We start from the raw sequence: 21,789 nt of genomic DNA, 5'->3' as shown, positions 1-21,789 counted from the left end.
CGGGTTCCGTTCCCGCGCACCCGGTTCGCGTGAGCGGGAACGGAACTCGTGAGCGTCGTCCTACCGGGTGGTGGGACGATTCGGGTATCCGAGCAACTTCGCCCAGTACTCGTCGGGCAGCTCTCCGCCGGCGCGGAGCACCCGGGCGAGACCCGCGGCCATGAACGCCCCGAGGAGCCCCAGCCACAGACCCGCGAGGGAGATCGCGACGATGGCGACGGTCCGGGCGATCGGCCACGGCTCCAGGACGAGAAGGACGGGGGCGAAAAAGAAGCCGACGCCGACGAACCACGACGAGAGTTCCTGGTCGCATCGCATCACCGCGGCGAGCCAGCGGGGTGTCGGGCGTGCAGTCGTGTCGGTCGGGAGGGTGGTCATCGGGTACCTCCTGGAGAACCTGCGGTACCTCCAGACTCCGCCCATCCCGGGTTCCCGACCACTACCTCGCGGGTAAATCGCCGGCGGGGCGGCTACCGGAATCGGCGGGCGGAATCCTCGATGCATCGGTGGAGGCGCGACCAGTAGGCGGGATCGGCGGTCTGACGCTCCCCGGGCAGGCGACCGGTCGAGCCGTCGACGAGTTCGCGCACGATGTCGGCGTGCCCGGCGTGACGGGAGGTCTCGGCGATCATGTGGACCAGGATCTGGTGCAGCGTGACCCGGCGGCGTTCGGGAGGCCACGGCGGAACCTCGCCCACCGCGTCGAGATCCCGTGTCCGGATGGTCTCGTCGGCGTGAGCACAGGCCCGCCGATAGAGATCGACGATGCCTTCCCGTGACTCGTCGGGCGTCGCCCACATGTCGGCGTCGGGGACATCGCTCGACAACCAGGCGGGAGGATCGGGGAAGGGGCGGCCGAACACCGCGCCGAAGTAGCCCATCTCGCAACCGGACAGGTGCTTGACCAGTCCGAGCAGGTTGGTGCCGTGCGGTGTCAGGGGCCGCCGGACGTCGTACTCGGAGAGTCCGTCCAGCTTCCACCGCAACGCTTCCCGCGCCTCGTCCAGGTAGCGGTGCAGGATGTCCTTCTCGCTCACCGGTCCTCCGTGCGGCGGGTCGTCGGGTCCGACGTCCACGCTACGCCACGGCGGGACGAACCCTGGTCAGTCCAGCCAGTCGAGAACCGCTGCGGCGGTCCAGCTCTGCTGCATGCTGCCGAGCGGCTCGCCGGTGAAGGGCTCGTAGTACTCGGCGAACGATCCGTCGGTGGCCTGCCGCAGGCCCTCTTCGCGCAGGCGCGCCGATCGCTCGGTCCACCCACGACGCGCGAACGCCCAGCTGAACAGCCACGTCATCACCGGCCACACCGGGCCGCGCCAGTACTCGCGCGGCCGGAAGTCCACGGAGATCGGCGACGTCGACGGCGGGACCGCGTAGCGGAGGTCGGGATGGCCGCAGAAGCGCGGACCGTCGAACAGGCGGAGCAGGGCACGTTCGCGGTCACGCGGCAGGCCGCCGGAGAGCAGCGGCGCGAACGCGGCGATCGTCTCGGTGGTGATCCACTTGTTGGCCCGGATGTCGAAATCCCGTGCAGCGCCGTTGCGGTCGCTGGTCGCGGCGACGACGCCGGCCCGGAAGCGGTCTGCCCAGGCCCGCAGGTCCCGGACGTCGGCCAGCGGTTTGGAATAGTCCTCGCCGATCTCGGCGAGGACGTCGCAGGCCACCGAGAAAATCGCGCTGACGAACACGTCCTCGACGGCGAAGTTCATGACCCCGGGCAACAACTCGTCGTCGTAGTTCGCCCGCTTCATCTGCTCGACGAGCCAGATGTAGCGATCGTATTCGAGGTCGGTGGGCCGCATCGACAGGTCCGAGACGTGGTCGAGGTCGGCGCGCTGGTACGGCGGGAGGTCATCTCCCACAACCACGTTGGCGTACGAGGAGTCCCAGCGCGGCGAGTTGTCCATGCCGGATTCCCAGCCGTGGTAGATGGTGATCCGACCGCGCCCCTGCGGGTCCCGGGCATGGGCGAGCCACCGGTGCCAGCGCATGAGCGAACCCCACCGGCGGTCGATGAACTCGTTGGCGACCGCGCGGGTGGTCCGGCCGTGGCGTCGCGAGTGTTCGAGGATGCGCTGCACCGCGATCGCGTGCACGGGCGGCTGGGTGATCCCCGAGGTGTCCGGGAAGTCGGGGGCCACCTCGGCCAGGCGCGCGCACTCCCACCGCGACGGGCCCGGGAAGTAGCCGTCGCGGCCGTTGGCGAAGACGATGTGCGGGATCATCCCGTTGCGCCACTGCGCCGACAGCAAGGTGTCCATCTCGATGACCGCACGCTCGACCGACAACGGCGCCAACCCGACGCTGACGAACGCGGCGTCCCAGCTCCACATGTGGGGGTAGAGCTTGGGCGCCGCACTGGTCATCGTGCCCAGGTCGTTGCCGCGCAGCAGGTACGCGGCACGTGCCGACAGCTGCGTTGGGGTGAATCCGTACCTGGCCACGCCGAAGATTGTGCCCCGCCGTGCCCGGGTCCGCTCACCGAGGTGGCCCCGCGCCGACGCCGCGACAGTAGGGTTGGGAACGTGCCCACCGCGTTGATCACCGGAGCGAGCCGGGGCCTCGGCGCCGAGATCGCCCGCCAGCTCGCACCCACCCACGACCTGTTGCTGGGCGGGCGTCCCTCGCCCGAACTCGATGCACTCGCGATGGAACTCGACGGGGCGAGCACGTTCGCCGTCGAGCTGACCGACTACGACGCGGTCGCGGCCGCGGTCGAGTCCGTCACCGAACTCGACGTCCTGGTGCACAACGCCGGCGTCGGCAGCAGCCTGGAACGCATCGCCGACACCCCGGTGGAGGAGTGGCACCACGTCCTCGAGGTCAATCTCGTGGCCGTCGCCGAGCTGACCCGGTTGTTGCTACCGGCCCTCCGGTCCGCGGAGGGACACGTCGTGTTCATCAACTCGGGCTCCGGCCGCACGTCGAAGCCCCGCTGGGCGCCGTATGCCGCGAGCAAGTTCGGACTGCGGGCGCTGGCCGACGCGCTGCGCGGCGAGGAGCCGACCCTGCGGGTGACCTCGGTCTATCCCGGCCGGATCGACACCGACATGCAGCGCGAACTCGTCGCGATCGAGGGCCGGGACTACGACGCCTCGCAGTTCCTGCGGCCGGAGTCGGTCGCGGCCGCCGTCGTCCACGCGATCCACACCCCCGAGGACGCGCATCCGCAGGACATCGTGCTGCGACCGACCGGCCGGGGCTAGTCTCGTCCGGCTAGAGCTGCTTGAGGTCCTCCTGGCGCCACACGGCGCGCATGGACTTCACCTTGCCGTTCTCGTCGAAGACCATGATGTCGACCGGGGTGATCTCGAACGCGAGCCCGGAGGTCTTGGTGACGAGGGTGAACTCGAAGACCGCGGTGTCGCCGGCGACCTTCTTCCATTTGAGGGTGGCGGTGCGGTCCTCCATGCCGGTGATGACCGAGTAGAACTCGACGAGCTGCTCGCGCGTGTCGCGGATGTCGGCGCCGATGGGGTCCTCCACCGTCGCATCGGGGGCGTACAGATCGGCGATCTGCTCGGCCGTTCCCGAGTTCAGCAGTTCGATGTAGGAATCAACCGCCGCGTCGATCTTGTCGGCGAGGCTCGCTTGCTCCACGGTCATGTGCCCTCCAGGAATTAGAACGTGTTCTATTTCGGACCGTAGCACGCCGCTCCGCCCGTCCGAGCCCGTTTACCGCCGGACGCCGCCCGGGTCGGCGAGGAACGCGACCTGCGGCCACGACGGGGTCTCGGCCTCCGATGCCGACCGGTGCCGACTCCCGCTTCGGGTACGTCGCGGTAGATGCCCGGCGAGCGGTCACCGGCCGCTGGGATCGGTCGATCACATGGTTTTGCGGCCGGGTTGTCCACAGCGGGGGCTTCGGGCCGCAAGACGAGGCGTTCGTTTTGGTACGTTCGGCCGCAGAGTCGATCGACAGGTGGTCCACGGCGTCGTCACGCCGGCGGATCCCCTGGCGTCGCGCCGACGGCATCTCGCGTTGCGCCGAGGGCGAATCGACCACAGGTCCAGTAGTGCGGAAAGGCCGGTATCCGTGACGATGTCCGAGTCACCGCAGGAGCCGATGCCCTCCCGTCCGCTGCTCTCCGGCGCGCCGCGATCCGGGGTCCGCGAACGATTCTCGACCGGTTCCGCAGCGGAGGTCCTCCGGTGACGTCGTCGCTCGCCGCACCCCTGGATCCCGGCAACGGCGAGGCTCGCCGATGGGCCGAGGAAGAACTGTCGAAGAAGGCATACCAGCCACCCGAACCCTCCTGGTGGGACCGATTCAACGAGCGGGTGTGGGGGTGGATCGCCGAGCACCTGTCGGAGATCTTCCGCGGATCGGACACCCTCCGAACGGTCGTCATCGTGCTCGCCGCGCTCCTCGTGCTCGGTCTGGTGCTCGTGGTGGTCCGCTACGTCCGACGCAGGCCCCGACTCCCCCGGACGGCAACGTCGTCGAGGACCGAGGTCGTCGTGACCGGCGCGCCACAGTCGGCACGGGAGCTACGTGCGGAGGCCGAGAACCGCTTCGCGGCGGGCGATCACGACGCCGCAGTCATCGCCGCGGTCCGGGCACTCGCCCGACGCGCGATCGAGAGGTCGCTGCTCGCCGACGAGCCGTCCCTGACCGCCCACGAGGTGGCCGTCGAGCTGGCCGAGCGGTTCGCCGGGCACCGCGTCGAGTTGCTCGCCGCCGCCGACCTCTTCGATGCGGTCGCCTACGGCGACCGGCACGCGTCCGCGTCGGCGGCGCGCGCAGTCATCGACCTCGAGCGGACCATCGACTCGGCGAAGCCCTCCGGCCCCGATCCCGCGCGTCCGCGTCGCCTGGCGGTGCCGCGATGACGACCACTCCTGCCACCCCGGTCGCCCCCGCGCGTCCGAAGCGGGCCACCCCCGGCTGGATCTGGCTGCTCGTGGGGGTGTTCGCGGTCCTCCTGATCGGCGCCTTCGTGCTGATCGCGGGTACCGCCGTCACCGGGTTGACGCCCCGTGAGACGCCCGGGGTCTGGTACGACCCCGACAACGCCCGACCCGACGGATCCCGCGCGCTCGCGCACATCATCGACGACCACGGCGGGCAGGTGCGCGTCGTACGCGGTCTCGCCCGGTTCACCGACGCACCGCAACCGGATTCGGACACCACCGTCGTCGTGTCGTCGACCGGCGCATTGAACGAGGGGACCGCCAGGCAGTTCCTCGAGCGGGTCTCCGGCGCCGGTCGCGTCGTGCTGGTGGCACCGGACTCCGCCGCGCTGGAACTGCTCGGCCTACCCGTTCGGGTCGCCTGGGCCGCGGATTTCGTCGTGACACAGGCCCGATGCGATGCCCCCGGCATCGAGCCGACGGACACCGTCACCAGCCACGGAACCGTCTACCGCGCCACCGAGGCCGACGCCCGGGAGTGCTTCCCGGCCGGAGACGGCTCGACCGTGGTCGTCCTGCCGCGCACGGCCGACCGCCCGGAGGTCGTGGTGGCGAATGGCCGGATGTTCACCAACGCCCAACTCACCGCCCACGACGACGCCGGTGTCGCGGTGCGCCTGCTCGCCGGGTCGGGTGAGGTGCTCTGGTACGTGCCGTTCGTCACCGATCAGATCGCCGCCGACGGCTCCGAGTCCGACATCCCCGCGGCTCTCGGCCCGCTGGTCGTGCTGTCCGTCTTCGCCGTGCTGGCGCTGATGCTGTGGCGCGGACGCCGTTTCGGGGCCCTGGTCGCCGAGCCCCTGCCCGCCGTGGTGAAGGCGGTCGAGACCACGCGGGCGCGCGGCCGGATGTACCAGAAGGCCGGCGCCGACGCCCGGGCCGCGGCCGCACTCCGCATCCACACGCTGTCGTCGCTGGCCTCCTACCTCGGACTCCCGTACGACGCGGGACGCGCCACCGACGCCCTCGCGGCACCCGATCACGAACTCGCCGACGGCCGGGCCGATCCGCCGGACCCAGCGGTCGACGCCATCATCACGACGGTCGTCTCCGTGACCGGCCGCGACCCCGACCAGGTCCGTGCCCTGCTCGCCGGACCGCTGCCCTCCACCGCCGACGGCCTGATGCTCTTCACCAGCGACCTGACCGCCCTCGAGAAGGAAGTCCGACAGACGCCATGACAGTCGATCCGAATCAGCACCCCGGCCCAGGTCCGCTCGACGAGGCCGCCGCACCGCCGCACGGCGCACATCCCGGGCCCGCGTCGGGACGAGCGCGCGACGCGCTGGCCGCGGTGCGCGCCGAGGTCGCCAAAGCCGTTGTCGGACAGGACCCGGCGGTCGCGGGCATCCTCATCGCCCTGCTGTGCCGCGGCCACATCCTGCTCGAGGGAGTGCCCGGTGTGGCCAAGACCCTGCTCGTCCGGGCCGTCGCGGCGACCCTCGACGTCGAGATGAAACGCGTCCAGTTCACCCCCGACCTCATGCCCGGTGACGTCACCGGGTCACTGGTGTTCGACTCGGCCACTTCGGAATTCACCTTCCGCGAGGGGCCGGTGTTCACCAACCTGCTGCTCGCCGACGAGATCAACCGGACCCCGCCCAAGACGCAGGCGGCCCTGCTGGAGGCGATGGAGGAGCGGCAGGTGACCATCGACGGCGTGGGCCGGCCGCTGCCGAGCCCGTTCCTGGTGGCCGCCACCCAGAACCCCGTCGAGTACGAGGGCACGTACCCGTTGCCGGAGGCCCAGCTCGACCGGTTCCTGGTGAAGGTGACCCTGCCCGTTCCCCCGCGCGAGGACGAGATCACCGTGCTCACGCGCCACGCCGCCGGTTTCGATCCGCGCGACCTCCGCGCCGCCGGGCTGCGCGCGGTCGCGTCCGCGGCCGACGTCGAGGCCGGGATCGAGCAGGTCCGGCGCGTCACGGTCGCACCGCAGGTCGCCGCGTACATCGTCGACATCGCCCGGGCCACCCGGTTCTCGCCGTCGCTGTCGCTGGGTGTGAGTCCCCGCGGCGCGACCGCGCTGCTCGCGACCAGCCGCGCCTGGGCATGGCTCAACGGGCGGGACTTCGTGACGCCCGACGACGTCCAGGCTCTCGCGCAGTCGACCCTGGCCCATCGCCTGACGCTGCGACCGGAGGCCGAACTCGAGGGCGTCTCCGTGGGTTCGGTCCTCGACGCCGCCGTCCGGTCGGTCCCCGTTCCGCGCTGATGTTCCTCACCGGCCGGTTCCTGATCCTGGTGCTGCTGGGCGCGGTGCCGATCCTGGTGTGGCCGAACTACGCCGTCCCGTTCCTCTGGGTGCTGTTCTGCGTCGTGCTGATGGGCCTCGACCTCGCGCTGGCCGGGACCACGAAGTCGCTCGCCCTGGCCCGCTCCGATCCCGGTCCAGTCCGCCTGGGGGAGACGACGTCGTGTCCGATCATGGTCACCAACACCGGAACGGGCACCTTCCGCGGACTTCTCCGCGACAGCTGGCAGCCCTCGGCCGGAGCCCGGGACGCCACCCACCGCATCACCGTGCCGTCGGGCGAGACCCGCACCGTGACAACTACTCTCACCCCGACGAGGCGGGGCGACCGGTTCGCCGCCCGGGTGACGATCCGTCGACTCGGTCCACTGGGGCTCGCGGGTCGCCAACGCAGCGTCGTGCTACCCGGACGGGTTCGCGCGCTTCCGCCGTTCGGTGCGCGTCGCCTTCTGCCGTCGCGGCTCGCCCATCTCCGTCAGCTCGACGGCCGCTCTGCGGTCCGAACCCGAGGGCAGGGCACCGAATTCGACTCTTTGCGCGACTACGTCGAGGGTGACGACGTCCGCAGCATCGACTGGCGGGCGACCGCGCGGCGCCGCTCGGTGGTGGTGCGTACCTGGCAGCCGGAGAAGGACCGGCACATCGTGATCGTGCTCGACACCTCGCGCACCTCGGCGGGCCGGATCGGAGACTCCCCGCGTCTCGACGCCGCGATGGATGCCGCGTTGCTGCTCGCGTCGCTGGCGTCGCACGCCGGTGACCGCGTCGACCTGATCGCCGGCGACCGCCGCGTGCACCGCCGGGTGGTCGGAGTCGACCGGACGCGGCTGATGAACAGCCTGGTGACGGCCATGGCCGATCTGGAACCCGCTCTGCTGGAGGCGGACTGGCCGCTGCTCGGTGCGGAGGTCGCCAAGATCGGCCGCCAGCGCGCGCTGCTGGTGCTGCTCACCCCGCTCGAACCGGCCGCCGTCGAGGAGTCCCTCCTGCCGCCGCTTTCCGTGCTGGCCCAGCGGTACAAGGTCGTCATCGGGTCGGTCGCCGATCCGGCGCTCGAGGAGATGGTCGCCGACCGCGACGACCCGGCGTCGGTCTACGACGCGGCCGCCGCGGCCCGGACGATCACGCTGCGGAACCGGACGGCGATCGCGTTGCGTCGTCTCGGCGTCGACGTGGTCGACGCCCCACCCGACAAGCTTCCGGCCCGGCTGGCCGACCACTACCTCCTGCTCAAGTCACAGGGATTGCTGTAGTGGCCGGCCGCGGGCGGGACCGGCCGGTTCAGGCCTTGGACTTCACCGCGCGGTAGCCGAGGAACCCGACGTACCCCGCGAGCCCGGCCAGGCCGAGTCGCCGGGTGCGCGGCGACACCAGCGCCAGCCCGATCGCGGTCTCGCACGCTCCGTTGCGGTAGGTCCACGTGGTGGTGTCCTCCGGGAACACCGGGGCGGTGATCGGGGCGAACGCCTCCGGCTTGACGAAGTGGGCCACACCCACCGCAGCCGTTCCCAGGCCGATCAGCGAGACCGCGTCCAGGGACTTGTCCTTGCCTGCCATGTTCGATGTTCCTTCCGTCGGAGCTGCGCAACCATTGCTACGCCATCATTCCTACACAGTCGGTCGGGCAAGGCCTCGTTTGTACTCGTCGAGGTCGCCGGTCTCGCCCGCCTCGTGCGCACGGCGGCCGACGACAAAGACGTAGGCCATGAACAGCGACCACGCGGCGACCCCGATCCCGATGCGCGCCCAGGTCGGGAGCGGGGACGGGGTCACGAAGGCCTCGATGACGCCGCAGAGCAGGAGCACGACCACCAGCCCCAGCGCGACACCGATCGCGGCGCGCCCCTCCTCGGCGAGAGCGGCTGCGCGCGTTCGGTTTCCCGGGGACACCCACGACCAGAAGAGCCGCAGTCCCACACCAGCGGCGACGAACAGGCAGGTCAGCTCCAACATGCCGTGGGGAAGGATCAGGCCGAAGAACAGATCGCCTCGACCGTGGCGGATCATGATCGAGCCGACGACGACGAGGTTGAGGATGTTGGTGTAGAGCATCCAGACGACGGGAAAGCCGAAGACGCCCACCACGATGCACATCGCGGCGAGCCAGAAGTTGTTGGACCACACCCGCGCCGCGAACGACGTCGCCTCGTACTCGCTGTAGTAGTTCTCGAAGTCGTTGGTGACGAGATGTTCGATCTCCTGCTGGGAGGCGAACGAACTCTCGATCCCGGGGTGGTCGAGAACCCACCAGGTCATCACGACCGTGGCCAGCAGCGACACCCCCGTCACCGTCAGCCACCACCAACGCATCCGGTAGAGGGCGGCCGGGAACGACACCGCGAAGAAGCACACCAGGGTCGACCACGCATCGGCCCTGGTACCGGTCGCCCGGCCGCGAGCACGGGCGAGCAGTGTCGACAGGTACGCCACCAGTGAGGCATCGGGCGCAGACGAGCGGATCACCGACAGATGCGTCGCCACCCGCTGGTAGGTGTCGATGAGTTCGTCGGCCTCGGCACCCGTGAGCCGACGACGACGCGACAGCTCGTCCAACCGCTCCCAGGTCGCCCGATGTGCGAACACATACGCGTCGAGATCCACGCGGCCAGCCTAACCGCGTCCGGAGCGGGTTCAGTGACCGTCATTCAACGGACCCCATGATGTGGACGGGGTACCGCAGCACACTCGGATCCCGTCGTATGGTGAGGCGTGTCGTTCGGACCACCGCCCACCCGACCGCCGGGGCCGCCCGCCGCGCCGCCGATGCCGGCGGGGTTCGCACCTGTCGTCTCCGCACCCGCCGCCCATGCGCCTGCGGTCTGGGGCGCCGGGGCATCGGCCACCGTCGGTGTCGGCCGCGACGACCTCGTCTCCGGCGAGGCCGTCGCCCTCGCCCTCCCACCGGGCGGGCTCGGGTACCGGATCCTCTCCGGGATGATCGACGTCGTCCTCGGCATCGCTCTGTGGCTGCTGCTGTTGTGGCTGTCCTACAAGGTGGCGTTCGGCGTCAACGCGGCTTGGCGCGGGACGATCAACACGCTCCTCCCCGTTCTCGCCATCGTCGCGCTCCCCGCCGTCACCGAGACGCTCACCTCGGGCAAGACGATCGGTCACCTGGCCATGGGCCTGCGCACCGTTCGTGACGACGCCGGACCCATCGCGTTCCGGCACGCGCTCACCCGCGCGCTCGTCGGCTTCGTGGAGAAGTTCGGGTGCCTGGGCATCCCGGCACTCATCAGCGCCGCGATCTCCCGGAAGCACAAGCGGATCGGCGATCTCCTGGCCGGCACCTACGTGATCCGGGATAGGCACCGTATCGCCGAACAGCACCCGATCGACATGCCGCCGGAGCTCGAATCGTGGGCCGCCTCCGCCGACATGGCGTCGTTGCCGGGCGGGCTGGCCGTCGTCATCCGCCAGTTCCTCAACGGCCGGCACGAGATGAAGCCGGAACCGAGGGCCGACGCCGCTCGTCGGCTCGTCTTCGCGGCGGCTCCGTTCGTGGCCCCGGCACCGCCGCCGGCGGCGCCGTTCGAGGACGTGCTGTGCGCGATCATGGCGGAACGGCGGCGCCGTGACGCCGACCGGCTCGAGCGCGAGGCACGACTCCGGGAACGTCTGCTGCGGTAGGGGAGTCGGGCAGTCTCGGCGCGGTGCCGGTCTTGCGCGCGGGGCGCACCCACGCGACCCGCCGTCATGTGGACGCGCGTCGGCGATTCATTTGAGGTCGGCGCTCGACTTGCCGAGGACGCGCCGCGCGATGATCAGCTGCTGGATCTGCTGGGTGCCCTCGAAGATGTCGAGGATCTTGGAGTCGCGCGCCCACTTCTCCAGCAGCGAGGTCTCCGAGAAGCCTGCGGTGGCACCGACTTCCACCGCCTTGTTGGTGATGTCGGTGACGGTGCGGCCGGCCTTGGCCTTCGACATCGAGGCCTCGGTGGAGTTGGGCTGCTTGTTGTCGGCCATCCAGGCCGCCCGCAGCGTGTGCAACCAGGATGCCTCCCAGTCGGATTCGAGCCGGATGAATTCGGCGACGGTCGCATGCTGGGCGGCTGCCGGCCGGTCGTAGTCGATCTCGTGGCCGGCCTCGTGGAGCATCCGGCGGAGCTCCTCGAGGGCGGCGCGGCCCAGGCCGATCGCCATGGCCGCGACGACGGGACGGGTGTTGTCGAAGGTCTGCATGACCCCGCCGAAGGCCTTCTTGGTGTCGATCTCCGGCGAACCGAGCAGATTCTCGGCGGGGACGCGGGCGTTCTCGAAACGGATCACGGCGGTGTCGGAGGCCTTGATGCCGAGCTTCTTCTCCAGGCGCACCACGGTGACGCCCTCGGTGTCCATCGGGACGACGAAGCTCTTGATGGCGGCGCGGCCGAGGCTCTTGTCGAGGGTCGCCCACACGACGACGTGGTCGGCGCGCGAGCCGGAGGTGACGAAGATCTTCTCGCCGTTGATGAGGTAGTCGTCGCCGTCGCGGGTCGCGGTGGTCGACACGGCCGCGGAGTCCGACCCGAAGCTGGGCTCGGTGATGGCCATCGCCGCCCAGACGTCGGAGAACTTCTCGAGCTGCTCCGGGTTGGCGACGGCTGCGATGGCGGCGTTGCCGAGGCCCTGGCCCGGGATCGAGAGCAGCAGGCCGACGTCGCCCCAGCTCATCTCCAGCGCCGAGAGCAGGCCCCGCATGTTCGCGCCGTTCTTCGACGGGGCGTCGCCCCCGGCGCCCTCGTCGGCGGACTTCTCGGCGCCGCGGTTCTGCTTGGCCAGCTTCGCGAGCTCGTCGAGTTCGACCGGGTACTCGTGCTCTGCCTTGTCGTACTTGCGCGAGATGGGTCGGAAGATGTGCTCGGCAGCGAGGTGGGTGCGCTCGACCGTCGAATCGAACTTCTTCGGGAGCTCCAGGTTGATCGCCATGGCGCTACCTTACTGCGCGGTAAGATAGTTGCCAAGTCCCTTCCCGTCGCAGCCGGGGAATAGCCTGGAGACGTGGCCTACGACGAGGAGCTCGCCTTCCGCATCCGCGCTCTTCTCGCAGCGGAATGCGGCGTCGACGAGGTGCCCATGTTCGGCGGCCTGGCGTTCCTGATCAACGGCAACATGGCCATCGCCGTCAGCGGCAAGGGCGGCGTCATGGTTCGCGTGCCCCCGGAGCAGACCAGCACCCTGCTCGAGTACCCGCACACGGCCCCGATGTACATGTCGTCCCGGGAGACCCTCGGATGGCTGCGCGTGTTCGACGAGGGGGTGGCCACCGACCGACAGCTCAGCCGGTGGGTGACGATCGGGTCGGACTATGCGCGGAAGCTCCCGCCGAAGTGATCGACGGGCCGCGTACCCCGGACGCGACCGTGTCGGCGTCCCGCGGAAAAGAGTCGGGCACTGTGACCCGCATACCGGATCACAGTGCCCCAATACTCGGAATTGGTGTCAGGGAACGACGTTCACCAATCGCCCAGGCACGACGATGACCTTGCGCGGCTCGGCCCCGTCGAGGATCGCGGCGATCTTCTCGTCGGCCAGCGCAGCGGTGCGCAGGGTGTCCTCGTCGGCATCGGCGGCGACCGTGATGCGGCTGCGGACCTTGCCCTTCACCTGAACCGGGATCTCGATCGAATCCTCGACCAGCCACTTCTCGTCGGCGGTGGGGAAGGCGGTGCGCACCACGAGGGTGTCGTGGCCCAGCCGGTGCCACAGTTCCTCGGCGATGTGCGGCGCCAACGGTGCCAGCATGATCACCAGGGACTCGACGGCCTCCCGCGGGGCGCCGGTCTTCTCGAAGTTCTTGGTGAGGTGGTTGGTCAGCACCGTCAGCTTGGCGACCGCGGTGTTGTTGCGCAGGGCCTCGTAGTCCTCGCGGACACCGGCGATCGTCTTGTGCAGCAACCGCTTCGTGTCGTCGTCGGGCTCGGCGTCGGTGACGCGGAGGGCGCCGGTCTCCTCGTCGACGACCAGACGCCAGATGCGCTGCAGGAACCGTTGCGAACCGACGACATCCTTGGTCGCCCACGGGCGCGACTGGTCCAGGGGACCCATGAACATCTCGTACACGCGCAGCGTGTCGGCACCGTAGTCGCGGCAGATGTCGTCGGGCGCCACCGAGTTCTTCAGCGACTTGCCCATCTTGCCGTACTCCTGGCGCACCTCCTCGCCGTTGTAGAAGAACTTGCCGTCCTTCTCCACGACCTCCTCGGCCGGCACGTAGATGCCGCGCGAGTCGGTGTAGGCGTACGCCTGGATCATGCCCTGGTTGAACAGCTTTCGGTACGGCTCGCGGCTCGACACGTAACCCAGGTCGAACAGCACCTTGTGCCAGAAGCGGGAGTACAGCAGGTGCAGCACCGCATGCTCGACACCGCCGATGTACAGGTCCAGGCCGCCCGGATCGTTCGGGCCGTGCAGCGCCGGGCGCGGGCCCATCCAGTAGGCCTCGTTCTCCTTGGCGCAGAACGTCTCGTCGTTGGTGGGGTCGATGTAGCGCAGCTGGTACCAGGAGCTGCCCGCCCACTGGGGCATGACGTTCGCGTCGCGGGTGTAGGTCTTGGGTCCGTCACCCAGATCCAGCTCGACGGTCATCCAGTCGGTGGCCTTGGCCAGCGGCGGCGACGGCTCGCTGTCGGCGTCGTCGGGGTCGAAGGACACCGGCGCGTAGTCTTCGACCTCCGGAAGCTCCACGGGCAGCATCGATTCCGGCAGGGCGTGCGGCCGGCCCTCCTCGTCGTAGACGATCGGGAACGGCTCACCCCAGTAGCGCTGGCGGGCGAACAGCCAGTCACGCAGCTTGTACTGGATCTTGCCGGTGCCGACCCCGTCGGCCTCGAGTCGCTCGACGATCGCCTTCTTGGCGTCCTCGACGTTCAGGCCGTTCAGGAAGTCGGAGTTGACCAGCGGGCCGTCGCCGACGTAGGCCTCGGCCTGCACGTCGGTGTCAGAGCCGATGACCTCGCGGATCGGCAGGCCGAAGACGGTCGCGAACTCGTGGTCGCGGGTGTCGTGGGCCGGGACCGCCATGATGGCGCCGGTGCCGTACCCCATCAGCACGTAGTCGGCGACGAAGACCGGGACCTGCTCGCCGTTGACCGGGTTGACCGCGTAGGAGCCGGTGAAGACGCCGGTCTTCTCCTTGTTCTCCTGGCGCTCGAGATCCGACTTCGCGGCGATCGACGCGCGGTAGGTGGCGATGGCCGACACCGGATCGCCCTGCCCGAAGGTCCAGCGCTCGTCGGTGCCCTCCGGCCAGGCGTCGGCGATGAGCTCGTCGACCAGCGGATGCTCGGGCGCCAGGACCATGTAGGTGGCGCCGAAGAGGGTGTCGGGGCGCGTGGTGAAGACCTCGATGTCGCCGACGCCGGGTGCGCTGAACCGGACCTGCGCACCGCGCGAGCGGCCGATCCAGTTGCGCTGCATGGTCTTGACCTTCTCCGGCCAATCCAGCAGGTCCAGGTCGTCGAGCAGACGGTCGGAGTAGGCGGTGATCCGCATCATCCACTGGCGCAGGTGCTTGCGGAAGACCGGGAAGTTGCCGCGATCGCTGCGGCCGTCGGCGGTGACCTCCTCGTTGGCCAGCACGGTGCCCAGACCCGGGCACCAGTTGACCAGCGAGTCGCTCAGGTAGACCAGACGATGGTCGTCGAGGATCTCGTTGCGCTCGGCCTGCGACAGATCGGCCCACGACTTGCCGGCATGCTCACCGGGCAGCTCGCGCGCGCCCGACGCGAACTCGTCGACCAGCTCGGAGATGCGGCGGGCCTTCTTCTGCTCCGGGTCGAACCAGGCGTTGTAGATCTGCAGGAAGATCCACTGCGTCCACCGGTAGAACTCGACGTCGGTGGTGGCCACGCGACGACGCTCGTCGTGACCGAGGCCCAGGCGCCGGATCTGGCCAAGGTAGCGCTCGATGTTCTTCTCGGTCGTGGTGCGCGGATGCGTGCCCGTCTGCACCGCATACTGCTCGGCCGGCAGGCCGAACGAGTCGAAGCCCATCGTGTGCAGCACGTTCTTGCCGGTCATCCGCTGGAAGCGCGCGTAGACGTCGCTGGCGATGAAGCCGAGCGGGTGGCCGACGTGCAGGCCCGCGCCCGACGGGTACGGGAACATGTCCTGCACGAAGAGCTTGTCGGGGGCGTCGGCCGACGCGCCGCCGTAGGGACTCAGGTCACCGGCGAGGGGTCCGACGGGGTTGGGGGCCTCGTAGGCGTGCTGCTCGGACCAGGCCTTCTGCCAGCGCTGCTCGAGCTCGGCCGCGACCTCCGCGGTGTAGCGATGAGCGGTGGCCCCCGCGGAGCCGTTGGTGCTGGTGGTGTCGACTGAAGTCACCCGACCAGGGTAAATCCTGGGACCGATGGTCCTGAAATCCGCCTCGTCGGCCGCGACGACCTGCTCGGTCGGGGGAGTGGCCCAGGTCGCCGGATTCGGTTCGGGCCACCGGGCGGTCGTATGCTCGTGGGCGTGAACGCCCTGTCCATCGTCGTCGCCGTACTGCTTCTCGCGTTGGCCGGGCTGTGGGCCGTCGTGGGTGTGCGCGGCCTCCGAGGCTCACTCGAACGCAACCGCTGGTTCGGCGTCCGCGCCGACGAGACGATGCGGTCGGAGGAGGCATTCCGGGTCGCCAACCGGGTCGCCGCACCCGGAATGCTCGGCTCGAGCTCCATCCTCGCCCTGGGAGCCGTCGCCTCCCTCGCCGTGGACAGCGCCTGGTGGATTCTGTTCGCCGGCGTCGCCCTGGTCGCCGCCCTCGTCATCGTCGGTCTGGTCAGCGGTCTGGCGGTGCGGGCCGCCGCCACCGTGCCCGTCGAGGAGGCGGGGTGTTCCTGCTGCTCGGGCCACGAGGAGGGCGGCGCCGGTCACGAGCACACCCCCACGGGTGGGGAGACCCCCTCCGATCCGGCCGCCGACTGTGGGACCAGCAGCTGCGGCGCGTGCTCGCTGAAGGGCATCTGCTCCGGCGAGAACGCCCAGGCCTGACCGGCCGCCCGCCCGCGTCCCGATGCGCACCCTCAAGAACCTGCTCGACCGTTCCCCGATCGACGGCTTCATCCTCGCGATCGTCGCCGCCGTCGTGGTGGCCGCGTTCCTGCCCATCCGGGGCTCGGTGGCCGAGGCCTTCGACTGGGTGGTCGTGGTCGCGATCGGCGCCCTGTTCTTCCTCTACGGGACGCGGCTGCAGCCGCGCGAGGCGCTCGACGGCCTCAAGCACTGGCGCCTGCACCTGCTGATCCTCGCGTTCACCTTCGTCGCGTTCCCGATCATCGGCCTGGCGCTCAAACCCGTCGCCGAGCCCCTGATCGGTGACGACCTGTACGCCGGGCTGCTGTTCCTGTGCCTGGTGCCGTCGACGGTGCAGTCCTCGATCGCGTTCACCTCGATCGCCAGGGGCAACATCGCCGGCGCCATCGTCAGCGCCTCGGCGTCGAACATCCTCGGTGTGTTCCTGACGCCGCTGCTGGTGGTCGCGCTGATGGCCAACACCGGCGACGCCCACATCGACGCGTCGTCGATCCTCGAGATCGTCGGGCAGATCCTCGTCCCGTTCATCGTCGGGCAGCTCGTGCGCCCGTGGGTCGGGCCGTTCTTCGCCCGGCACGCCAAGATCACCAAGCTCGCCGACCGCGGCACCATCGTGCTCGTCGTCTACGTCGCGTTCAGCGAGGGCGTCGACCACGGCATCTGGTCCAGCGTCGACGCCGCGCAGATGATCTGGGTCGCGGTGATCTCGCTGCTGCTCGTCGCTTTCATGCTCGTGCTGACCGGCTGGGTGCCCAAGCGCCTCGGCTTCGACCGCGCCGACACCATCGCCATCCAGTTCTGCGGCACCAAGAAGAGCCTCGCCACCGGTTTGCCGATGGCCACCGTGCTGTTCGCCGGGTCGACCGTCGGCCTCATCGTGCTGCCGCTGATGATCTTCCACCAGATCCAGCTCATCATCTGCTCATGGCTGGCCGGACGGTACGGGCGCGAGGCGGAGCAGCTCGAAGCGGCCTGAGCATTAAAGAAGCAAAGAAGCACGGTGCCCCCAACGCCGAACTCGACCGCCTCACCATCGCACCACTGACCACCCAGTCCGGGACCCGGCGAGGACGTGCAAGCAGGACACGTCGCCCGCGGAGCACCCCCTCAGCCGACATCGCCCAGGCTCAGGAGAACACGTCGCAGAACACAGATACTGAGGCTCAACGGACGTGCAGATGACCGGCTACCACCGATCATCGACGGTTCAAGGAGTCGGCGCTTCTACGGTGGCACCGAGTCCTTTCGTCGTCAAAGGCAGCCGTCATCGAGCAGCGTGAGCGGTTACACACCGTGAGCCTGCGACCACGCACGTGCCGCCGGGCACTGCGTACCCGAACGAGGTGACGGCGCTCATCGAAATTCCCCAGTGATGCTCACCTAAGTTCCCACCCGTGTGGCTCCGCCAGCGAAGGCGGGCCTCCCGAGATGCTGATGGTCTCTGACCACGCACCAGCTCCAGGGAGGCCCGCTTTCTCATGTTGACATGGGAGGATGATGTGGAAGTACACGCACTACGCAAACGGGGGTGGTCGATCTCGGCGATCGCCCGCCATACCGGGCATGACCGCAAGACCATCCGGGCGTATCTGAACGGGGTGCGCTCACCGGGCCAACGCAAGAAGCCGGATGAGGATCCGTTCGAACCGTTCGCGCCCTACGTGACCGCACGCCTGGCGGGGGTAGGGCCCGTTGCCGGTAGCCTTTCCACTTGCGCTGGACGTTGCCGGTGGTGCACATCGGGTCGCTTGCGTTCTCGCCCAAGGCGCGCTGTGCGCGTGCACTGGGACGTTGCGGGACCGAGGACAGATCACCGTCGCGCCGACACCAGTAGGAACCTTCCGGCACACCCGTCGACTGCGGTGGAGCGCTCGAGGACGGCGACGACGTCGACGGTGCTGACGGGGGCGTGCTACCGGGCACCGGTGTCGAGGTGCTGGGTGAAGACGTCGTCGAGGGTGTCTGCGGTTCGGTTGTTTGCGGCGTCGACTCCGCAGACGTGCTGCGGTTCACCTCAGGGGCACGTGAGGACCCTGAGGGTGTCGAACTCGCTGGCGTGTCACCCGATTCACCGTTCGGCACCGTCGTGGTGGAACTCAACGAGGGGATCGAGGTGGTTGTCGCTGCCGGCGCTCGGCCCGGAATCCGCGGCGTCGGCGTTGCCGACGTCGACGGTTCTGGCGTTCCTTCGGGCGTCTGCGACGTCGGGTTGCCAGTAGTGGGAACTGCAGCTGGGGTCGTCGCACACGGGTCACTCGTGCGTGCTGATCGCCCACTGGGCAGCGGGCCCGGGGCTAGGACGGGCAGGTTCTGGGCACCGAGAGTGTTGCCGACGCCGTCGGTGCCGCAGTTCGAGGTGGCATCGCCACACTCCGGCGTGGTGTCGGTGCCGTCTTCGTCGCCGGCCCAGTCAACGGGGAAGCCGCCCGGTTGATACACGATCGATCCGCCCTGGAAGTCCTGACGCCGGCCGCCTTCGAAGGCGTACTCGTCGCTCGTGGGGAATCCGTAACTGCCGTTCTCCCAGTCGTTGGCCGCCCAGGTGCTATAGATCTCACCGGCGACCGGGTGTGCACCTGTGGCCGACGACCAGTAGATCGAGCCATGTTCGAAGTGGTTGAACCGGCCAGGCTTTCGGGTGGCAGTCTCACGGGTCGTGGGGTAGCCCAACCAGCCGTTCTCGTAGTTTTGTGTCCCCCACTTGTCGCGGATGAGCCCGCCGATCTGGCGTGCGCGGTTGCTCCCCGTCCGGTAGCTGTGCCAGTAGATCGATGATCCCTTGGAGAAGCTCTGGAACTTACCGTTCTCGGCAGCGTTGCGCTCATCGAAGAGCGGGTTACCGAAGAAGTTCGCACCGCCGAGTTGGTCGTACTCGACCTTGATCGCACCCTGGACTGTGTACGCGGACGCGGGTGACGCGAAGAGCACTGACACGCATGCCGATATCGCGACGATGGTCAGGAACCTACTACGGAAATTGGCATGAAGTATCGCGGCACGCTGTGGGTCTCTTCCCTACGAAATGGTCACTGGCACTGAATCGGCCATTTGCCGATGGGACCGGGATAGGCCACAGTCAATCACACCAAACTCACAGAAGCCACAGTTTCTGCTCAGAAATCTTTACCGTTCTTTGACCCTCACCGTTTTTGCAGTTGGGGATACATTTCCTCGCGTCCGGGAGGTCGGCGTCGCCAGTAAAGCGACTGTCAGCTGCGGCGGGTAAAGACCGCGTCGGGGCAGTACTTCCACTGATCATGTTCGCGAGCGAACACATACCGTGAGCGGTGTGGGCTGCCGTTCGAGGATGTCGATGAGAGCGAGGACCAGTTCTTGGTTGCGGGGTGTGAGGTCGTGTAGAGCGGCGGCGAGTTGGTAGTGGCGGCGATTGATCCGGGCCAGGAGAACTCGCTGGGCCATCGGTTCGTGGCGGTGGCGGTGGTGGAAGTCGTTGGTGAAGAAGGCGAGGTCGACCTCGAAGCTGGCGGCGAGGGCGGCCACGGTCGTCAAGCTGGGCGCCTGGACGCGGCCGTGCCGCAGCGAACTCAGCGCTGGAGGTTGTAGCTGCCCGGGGTGTGATCGGCCGGTGCGCCGGCATATTTCGTCACCGGTGAGCCGCGTTCCCGGCGCCGGACCGGGCACGTGAGTGAACAGCGCCTCGAGGAGCACGCTGATGCTCGCCTGCTCAGGCTCGGGGTCAGCGGGGTGGGCGGACATCGGCGGGGAACCAGGCCAGCAGCTCGGGTGGTAGCAGCTCGGGCGCCAGCCAGATTTGCTGCGTCGGATCGGCGAAGGTGAGTTTGACGATGTCGCGGCGTACGCGCACGCCGGCGATCCGGGACCAGGGCACGATGTTGCGGCCCCTGGGCGATTCGGTGATCAGCCCGTCTGCGTGTGCGCCGGTGGCCTCGTACATGCCTGGGCTGGCCTGGGGCGCAAGCCACCGCCGAACCCACCAGTAGGTCAGGGACGTCGACACCACCACGTATGCCGGGCCCGCGATCGCCCACATCCACATCCACGCCGTCGAGTCCTGCGTGGCCGCAGTCCAACTCGTCATCGCTACAAAGAGGGCCGCGGCCCCCACCGACAACGGCGTGCTCATCTGCTCTCGGGTTATCGCGGTGGTGTAGCGACGCGCATCCCGGGACCGAACACCACCCGATAACTCACCTCGGGCGGCTCAGAAATCCCACTAGTGGTGTTCCACAACGACATTCGTCCCATTTCTGTGAGCAACACCCAGGACGCCTGGTCGGCTCGTCACGAGGTGCGGCGTTCGGTGATGCCCAGGCGGAAGCAGTCGTCGTAGACGGTACGTCTGGTCACGCCGAGTCGCTCAGCGATGGTGGTGTGATCGATACCGGCCGCGCGCATCTGGGCGACCAGTTCACGGCGACGAGTCGCGCGCGGACGATGCTTCGGTGCGCTGCCGGTACGGGCGAATTGACTCGCCCACTTGCGCACCGTGGTCCAGTCGATACCCAACCGGCACGCGATACGCCGATCTTCCCAACCGAACCCGCGGAAGTGTTCCCACTCGTGCCGCACTTCCGGATCGGGGATCGCGGCTGCCGGGATCGTGACCTGCCGTTCACCAACTACCACCGTCAAAATATTCACTATAGTGCATCCTGCGCGTCGGATGGTGCATTGCTGTGGGCATCGCCCACGCACGCAGAGGCCGCGGCCTTGTCCGACGTCGAGAGCGAGAGAGACACACACTCATGGGTAGACACGCTTCGGGGCGAATCCCCCGTCCCGGGGGTTCAAGCTTCCTGGACCTTCGTTTCTTCCTCGCCGTACCGATATGCCTATGCCTGGGCATCCACGGCTCCCAGGACGCCGCGCCCACCCATATCTGTCGACCACTCAGCCGGGGTGAGGGTCAGAGCCGGTGCAGGACCTGTCGGGCCATCGCCAGTAGGTCGTCTGCTCTGACCGCGCCGCGGGGAAACCCGGCCTGGATGGTCGCGCGGTCGGCGCGCAGTGTCCAGACCTCGGGAAGATCAAGTTGCCGCATCACGTAGGCGTACTCGCCGAACTCGTGCCGGGTATTCTCCGCGACGCGGGTCACCTCGAACATGGGTCCGCGGTAGATCTCCTCATCGTTCTCGAACTCGTCCAGTGCCGCCGGCGCGCCCTGGCGGGTGGCGCGTATCCATCCCACCCGTGCGCCTCCAGCATCACGCAACACCACACATATCAGGGTGTCGGGATCGATTGCGTCGTCGGCACATGCGTTGGCCGTGAGGCCATCCAGTCCGGCGGGCATGATCTCGGCGACTTGGTCTAGGGGCCAGGGTGCGTGATGGTTCTCGGGGTTGGACGAGCTAGTCGTGGCCATCTCAGGTTCACTCCTGTCGGTGCCGCTGTCCGCGTGTGAGCAGGACGTCAATAGCAACGCTACAAGCGTCAGCGCCATGGTGGCGATCCATTTACGAGCCATACCTGCCACTAGCTGCCTTTACAGTGGGGGGCGTTGGACGGAAATGCCGTGATGATGTCTCCGTTACGGTCGGAGACAAGGACATTCGACCAGAACGAGTACCCGGTCAATTCACCGTTGCGCTTGTCGTAGAGATGTATCCGTCGTGAGTAACACCATGTGGCGCTATACCGGC

The 21,789-nt window shown here is 68.6% G+C and carries 22 protein-coding genes and 2 pseudogenes; 11 read left to right on the top strand and 13 right to left on the bottom strand.

All coding sequences use genetic code 11. The annotated features are described in order from the left end of the window. Window positions 1-60: 60 nt before the first annotated feature. The 3 genes from GP2_RS13640 to ggh all read right to left on the bottom strand — a co-directional run bounded on the left by GP2_RS13640 (window position 61) and on the right by ggh (window position 2,444). Complete coding sequence (locus GP2_RS13640) at window positions 61-378, bottom strand: hypothetical protein (protein ID WP_006901103.1); 318 nt, start codon at window positions 376-378, stop codon at window positions 61-63. 92 nt (window positions 379-470) lie between these two features. Continuing rightward, window positions 471-1,037, bottom strand: a complete 567-nt coding sequence (locus GP2_RS13635; RefSeq protein ID WP_006901102.1) for a DinB family protein — start codon at window positions 1,035-1,037, stop codon at window positions 471-473. Between the two features lie 66 nt (window positions 1,038-1,103). Next, window positions 1,104-2,444: a glucosylglycerate hydrolase gene (gene ggh, locus GP2_RS13630; protein ID WP_006901101.1), complete on the bottom strand. Its 1,341-nt coding sequence runs from the start codon at window positions 2,442-2,444 to the stop codon at window positions 1,104-1,106. Window positions 2,445-2,525: 81 nt separating this feature from the next. Between ggh and GP2_RS13625 the strand changes: the two genes are divergently transcribed. Then, the gene (locus tag GP2_RS13625; RefSeq protein ID WP_006901100.1) at window positions 2,526-3,206 is read left to right on the top strand and encodes an SDR family oxidoreductase; all 681 of its coding nucleotides are present in this window, start codon (window positions 2,526-2,528) and stop codon (window positions 3,204-3,206) included. Between the two features lie 10 nt (window positions 3,207-3,216). Here the strand turns inward: GP2_RS13625 and GP2_RS13620 are convergent, their stop codons facing one another. Further along, window positions 3,217-3,606, bottom strand: coding sequence for a nuclear transport factor 2 family protein (locus GP2_RS13620; RefSeq protein ID WP_006901099.1), 390 nt, complete (start codon window positions 3,604-3,606; stop codon window positions 3,217-3,219). 546 nt (window positions 3,607-4,152) lie between these two features. Between GP2_RS13620 and GP2_RS13615 the strand changes: the two genes are divergently transcribed. The 4 genes from GP2_RS13615 to GP2_RS13600 are packed head-to-tail and all read left to right on the top strand — an operon-like array spanning window position 4,153 to window position 8,421. Further along, window positions 4,153-4,833 carry a DUF4129 domain-containing protein gene (locus tag GP2_RS13615; RefSeq protein ID WP_006901098.1) on the top strand — a complete coding sequence of 227 codons (681 nt, stop codon included), beginning with the start codon at window positions 4,153-4,155 and terminating at the stop codon, window positions 4,831-4,833. Beyond that, window positions 4,830-6,095, top strand: a complete 1,266-nt coding sequence (locus tag GP2_RS13610; protein ID WP_006901097.1) for a DUF4350 domain-containing protein — start codon at window positions 4,830-4,832, stop codon at window positions 6,093-6,095. The genes GP2_RS13615 and GP2_RS13610 overlap by 4 nt, the downstream gene beginning before the upstream one ends. Further along, a complete protein-coding gene (locus GP2_RS13605) occupies window positions 6,092-7,129 on the top strand; it encodes an AAA family ATPase (RefSeq protein WP_006901096.1) in 1,038 nt (345 codons plus the stop codon). Before GP2_RS13610 ends, GP2_RS13605 begins: the two co-directional genes overlap by 4 nt. Beyond that, a complete protein-coding gene (locus GP2_RS13600) occupies window positions 7,129-8,421 on the top strand; it encodes a DUF58 domain-containing protein (protein ID WP_006901095.1) in 1,293 nt (430 codons plus the stop codon). The genes GP2_RS13605 and GP2_RS13600 overlap by 1 nt, the downstream gene beginning before the upstream one ends. Window positions 8,422-8,449: 28 nt before the next feature. Here the strand turns inward: GP2_RS13600 and GP2_RS13595 are convergent, their stop codons facing one another. Both GP2_RS13595 and GP2_RS13590 read right to left on the bottom strand, forming a co-directional pair. After that, a complete protein-coding gene (locus tag GP2_RS13595) occupies window positions 8,450-8,725 on the bottom strand; it encodes a DoxX-related protein (RefSeq protein WP_006901094.1) in 276 nt (91 codons plus the stop codon). Between the two features lie 51 nt (window positions 8,726-8,776). Then, entirely contained in the window at window positions 8,777-9,769 is a 993-nt protein-coding gene (locus GP2_RS13590) for a stage II sporulation protein M (protein WP_006901093.1), read from the bottom strand. A 162-nt stretch (window positions 9,770-9,931) separates the two neighbouring features. On the opposite strand from GP2_RS13590, the gene GP2_RS13585 reads away from it, so the two are divergent. Further along, window positions 9,932-10,798 carry an RDD family protein gene (locus GP2_RS13585; RefSeq protein WP_040527050.1) on the top strand — a complete coding sequence of 289 codons (867 nt, stop codon included), beginning with the start codon at window positions 9,932-9,934 and terminating at the stop codon, window positions 10,796-10,798. A gap of 87 nt (window positions 10,799-10,885) precedes the next feature. On the opposite strand, the gene GP2_RS13580 is transcribed toward GP2_RS13585, so the two are convergent. Then, entirely contained in the window at window positions 10,886-12,076 is a 1,191-nt protein-coding gene (locus GP2_RS13580) for an acyl-CoA dehydrogenase family protein (protein ID WP_006901091.1), read from the bottom strand. 72 nt (window positions 12,077-12,148) lie between these two features. Between GP2_RS13580 and GP2_RS13575 the strand changes: the two genes are divergently transcribed. Beyond that, window positions 12,149-12,481 carry a TfoX/Sxy family protein gene (locus tag GP2_RS13575; RefSeq protein ID WP_006901090.1) on the top strand — a complete coding sequence of 111 codons (333 nt, stop codon included), beginning with the start codon at window positions 12,149-12,151 and terminating at the stop codon, window positions 12,479-12,481. Window positions 12,482-12,589: 108 nt separating this feature from the next. On the opposite strand, the gene leuS is transcribed toward GP2_RS13575, so the two are convergent. Continuing rightward, complete coding sequence (gene leuS, locus GP2_RS13570) at window positions 12,590-15,475, bottom strand: leucine--tRNA ligase (protein ID WP_006901089.1); 2,886 nt, start codon at window positions 15,473-15,475, stop codon at window positions 12,590-12,592. Window positions 15,476-15,595: 120 nt separating this feature from the next. Here leuS and GP2_RS13565 point away from each other — a divergent pair, with 120 nt between their 5' ends. The 4 genes and pseudogenes from GP2_RS13565 to GP2_RS21845 all read left to right on the top strand — a co-directional run bounded on the left by GP2_RS13565 (window position 15,596) and on the right by GP2_RS21845 (window position 18,599). Then, complete coding sequence (locus GP2_RS13565; protein WP_006901088.1) at window positions 15,596-16,123, top strand: SdpI family protein; 528 nt, start codon at window positions 15,596-15,598, stop codon at window positions 16,121-16,123. 22 nt (window positions 16,124-16,145) lie between these two features. Continuing rightward, complete coding sequence (locus tag GP2_RS13560; RefSeq protein ID WP_006901087.1) at window positions 16,146-17,141, top strand: bile acid:sodium symporter family protein; 996 nt, start codon at window positions 16,146-16,148, stop codon at window positions 17,139-17,141. A 502-nt stretch (window positions 17,142-17,643) separates the two neighbouring features. After that, window positions 17,644-17,841: pseudogene (locus GP2_RS22195) on the top strand (helix-turn-helix domain-containing protein); the annotation flags it as partial. 257 nt (window positions 17,842-18,098) lie between these two features. Continuing rightward, on the top strand, window positions 18,099-18,599 hold the full coding sequence (locus GP2_RS21845) for a hypothetical protein (RefSeq protein ID WP_169333997.1): 501 nt from the start codon (window positions 18,099-18,101) through the stop codon (window positions 18,597-18,599). 29 nt (window positions 18,600-18,628) lie between these two features. On the opposite strand, the pseudogene GP2_RS21235 reads toward GP2_RS21845, so the two are convergent. The 5 genes and pseudogenes from GP2_RS21235 to GP2_RS13535 all read right to left on the bottom strand — a co-directional run. Further along, window positions 18,629-19,093, bottom strand: a pseudogene (locus GP2_RS21235) (LGFP repeat-containing protein); the annotation flags it as partial. A 327-nt stretch (window positions 19,094-19,420) separates the two neighbouring features. Continuing rightward, entirely contained in the window at window positions 19,421-19,666 is a 246-nt protein-coding gene (locus GP2_RS13550) for a hypothetical protein (protein ID WP_255218627.1), read from the bottom strand. 196 nt (window positions 19,667-19,862) lie between these two features. Next, the gene (locus GP2_RS13545; protein ID WP_157211691.1) at window positions 19,863-20,225 is read right to left on the bottom strand and encodes a PH domain-containing protein; all 363 of its coding nucleotides are present in this window, start codon (window positions 20,223-20,225) and stop codon (window positions 19,863-19,865) included. Window positions 20,226-20,428: 203 nt separating this feature from the next. Further along, on the bottom strand, window positions 20,429-20,773 hold the full coding sequence (locus GP2_RS13540; RefSeq protein ID WP_373278933.1) for a helix-turn-helix domain-containing protein: 345 nt from the start codon (window positions 20,771-20,773) through the stop codon (window positions 20,429-20,431). Between the two features lie 280 nt (window positions 20,774-21,053). Next, complete coding sequence (locus GP2_RS13535) at window positions 21,054-21,614, bottom strand: hypothetical protein (protein ID WP_169333998.1); 561 nt, start codon at window positions 21,612-21,614, stop codon at window positions 21,054-21,056. Window positions 21,615-21,789 lie beyond the last annotated feature (175 nt).

Source organism: Gordonia paraffinivorans NBRC 108238 (assembly GCF_000344155.1).
In the GTDB taxonomy this organism is placed as follows: Bacteria; Actinomycetota; Actinomycetes; order Mycobacteriales; family Mycobacteriaceae; genus Gordonia; species Gordonia paraffinivorans.
This window is presented reverse-complemented; position numbering and strand designations above follow the sequence as displayed.

What these genes read in the sequence shown, in the direction of transcription:
- GP2_RS13640 (WP_006901103.1), bottom strand. Translation starts at nt 378, where the DNA reads ATGACCACCCTCCCGACCGACACGACTGCACGCCCGACACCCCGCTGG.
- GP2_RS13620 (WP_006901099.1), bottom strand. Translation starts at nt 3,606, where the DNA reads ATGACCGTGGAGCAAGCGAGCCTCGCCGACAAGATCGACGCGGCGGTT.
- GP2_RS13610 (WP_006901097.1), top strand. Translation starts at nt 4,830, where the DNA reads ATGACGACCACTCCTGCCACCCCGGTCGCCCCCGCGCGTCCGAAGCGG.
- GP2_RS13605 (WP_006901096.1), top strand. Translation starts at nt 6,092, where the DNA reads ATGACAGTCGATCCGAATCAGCACCCCGGCCCAGGTCCGCTCGACGAG.
- GP2_RS13600 (WP_006901095.1), top strand. Translation starts at nt 7,129, where the DNA reads ATGTTCCTCACCGGCCGGTTCCTGATCCTGGTGCTGCTGGGCGCGGTG.
- GP2_RS13595 (WP_006901094.1), bottom strand. Translation starts at nt 8,725, where the DNA reads ATGGCAGGCAAGGACAAGTCCCTGGACGCGGTCTCGCTGATCGGCCTG.
- GP2_RS13585 (WP_040527050.1), top strand. Translation starts at nt 9,932, where the DNA reads ATGCCGGCGGGGTTCGCACCTGTCGTCTCCGCACCCGCCGCCCATGCG.
- GP2_RS13580 (WP_006901091.1), bottom strand. Translation starts at nt 12,076, where the DNA reads ATGGCGATCAACCTGGAGCTCCCGAAGAAGTTCGATTCGACGGTCGAG.
- GP2_RS13565 (WP_006901088.1), top strand. Translation starts at nt 15,596, where the DNA reads ATGCTCGTGGGCGTGAACGCCCTGTCCATCGTCGTCGCCGTACTGCTT.
- GP2_RS13560 (WP_006901087.1), top strand. Translation starts at nt 16,146, where the DNA reads ATGCGCACCCTCAAGAACCTGCTCGACCGTTCCCCGATCGACGGCTTC.
- GP2_RS13545 (WP_157211691.1), bottom strand. Translation starts at nt 20,225, where the DNA reads ATGACGAGTTGGACTGCGGCCACGCAGGACTCGACGGCGTGGATGTGG.
- GP2_RS13535 (WP_169333998.1), bottom strand. Translation starts at nt 21,614, where the DNA reads ATGGCTCGTAAATGGATCGCCACCATGGCGCTGACGCTTGTAGCGTTG.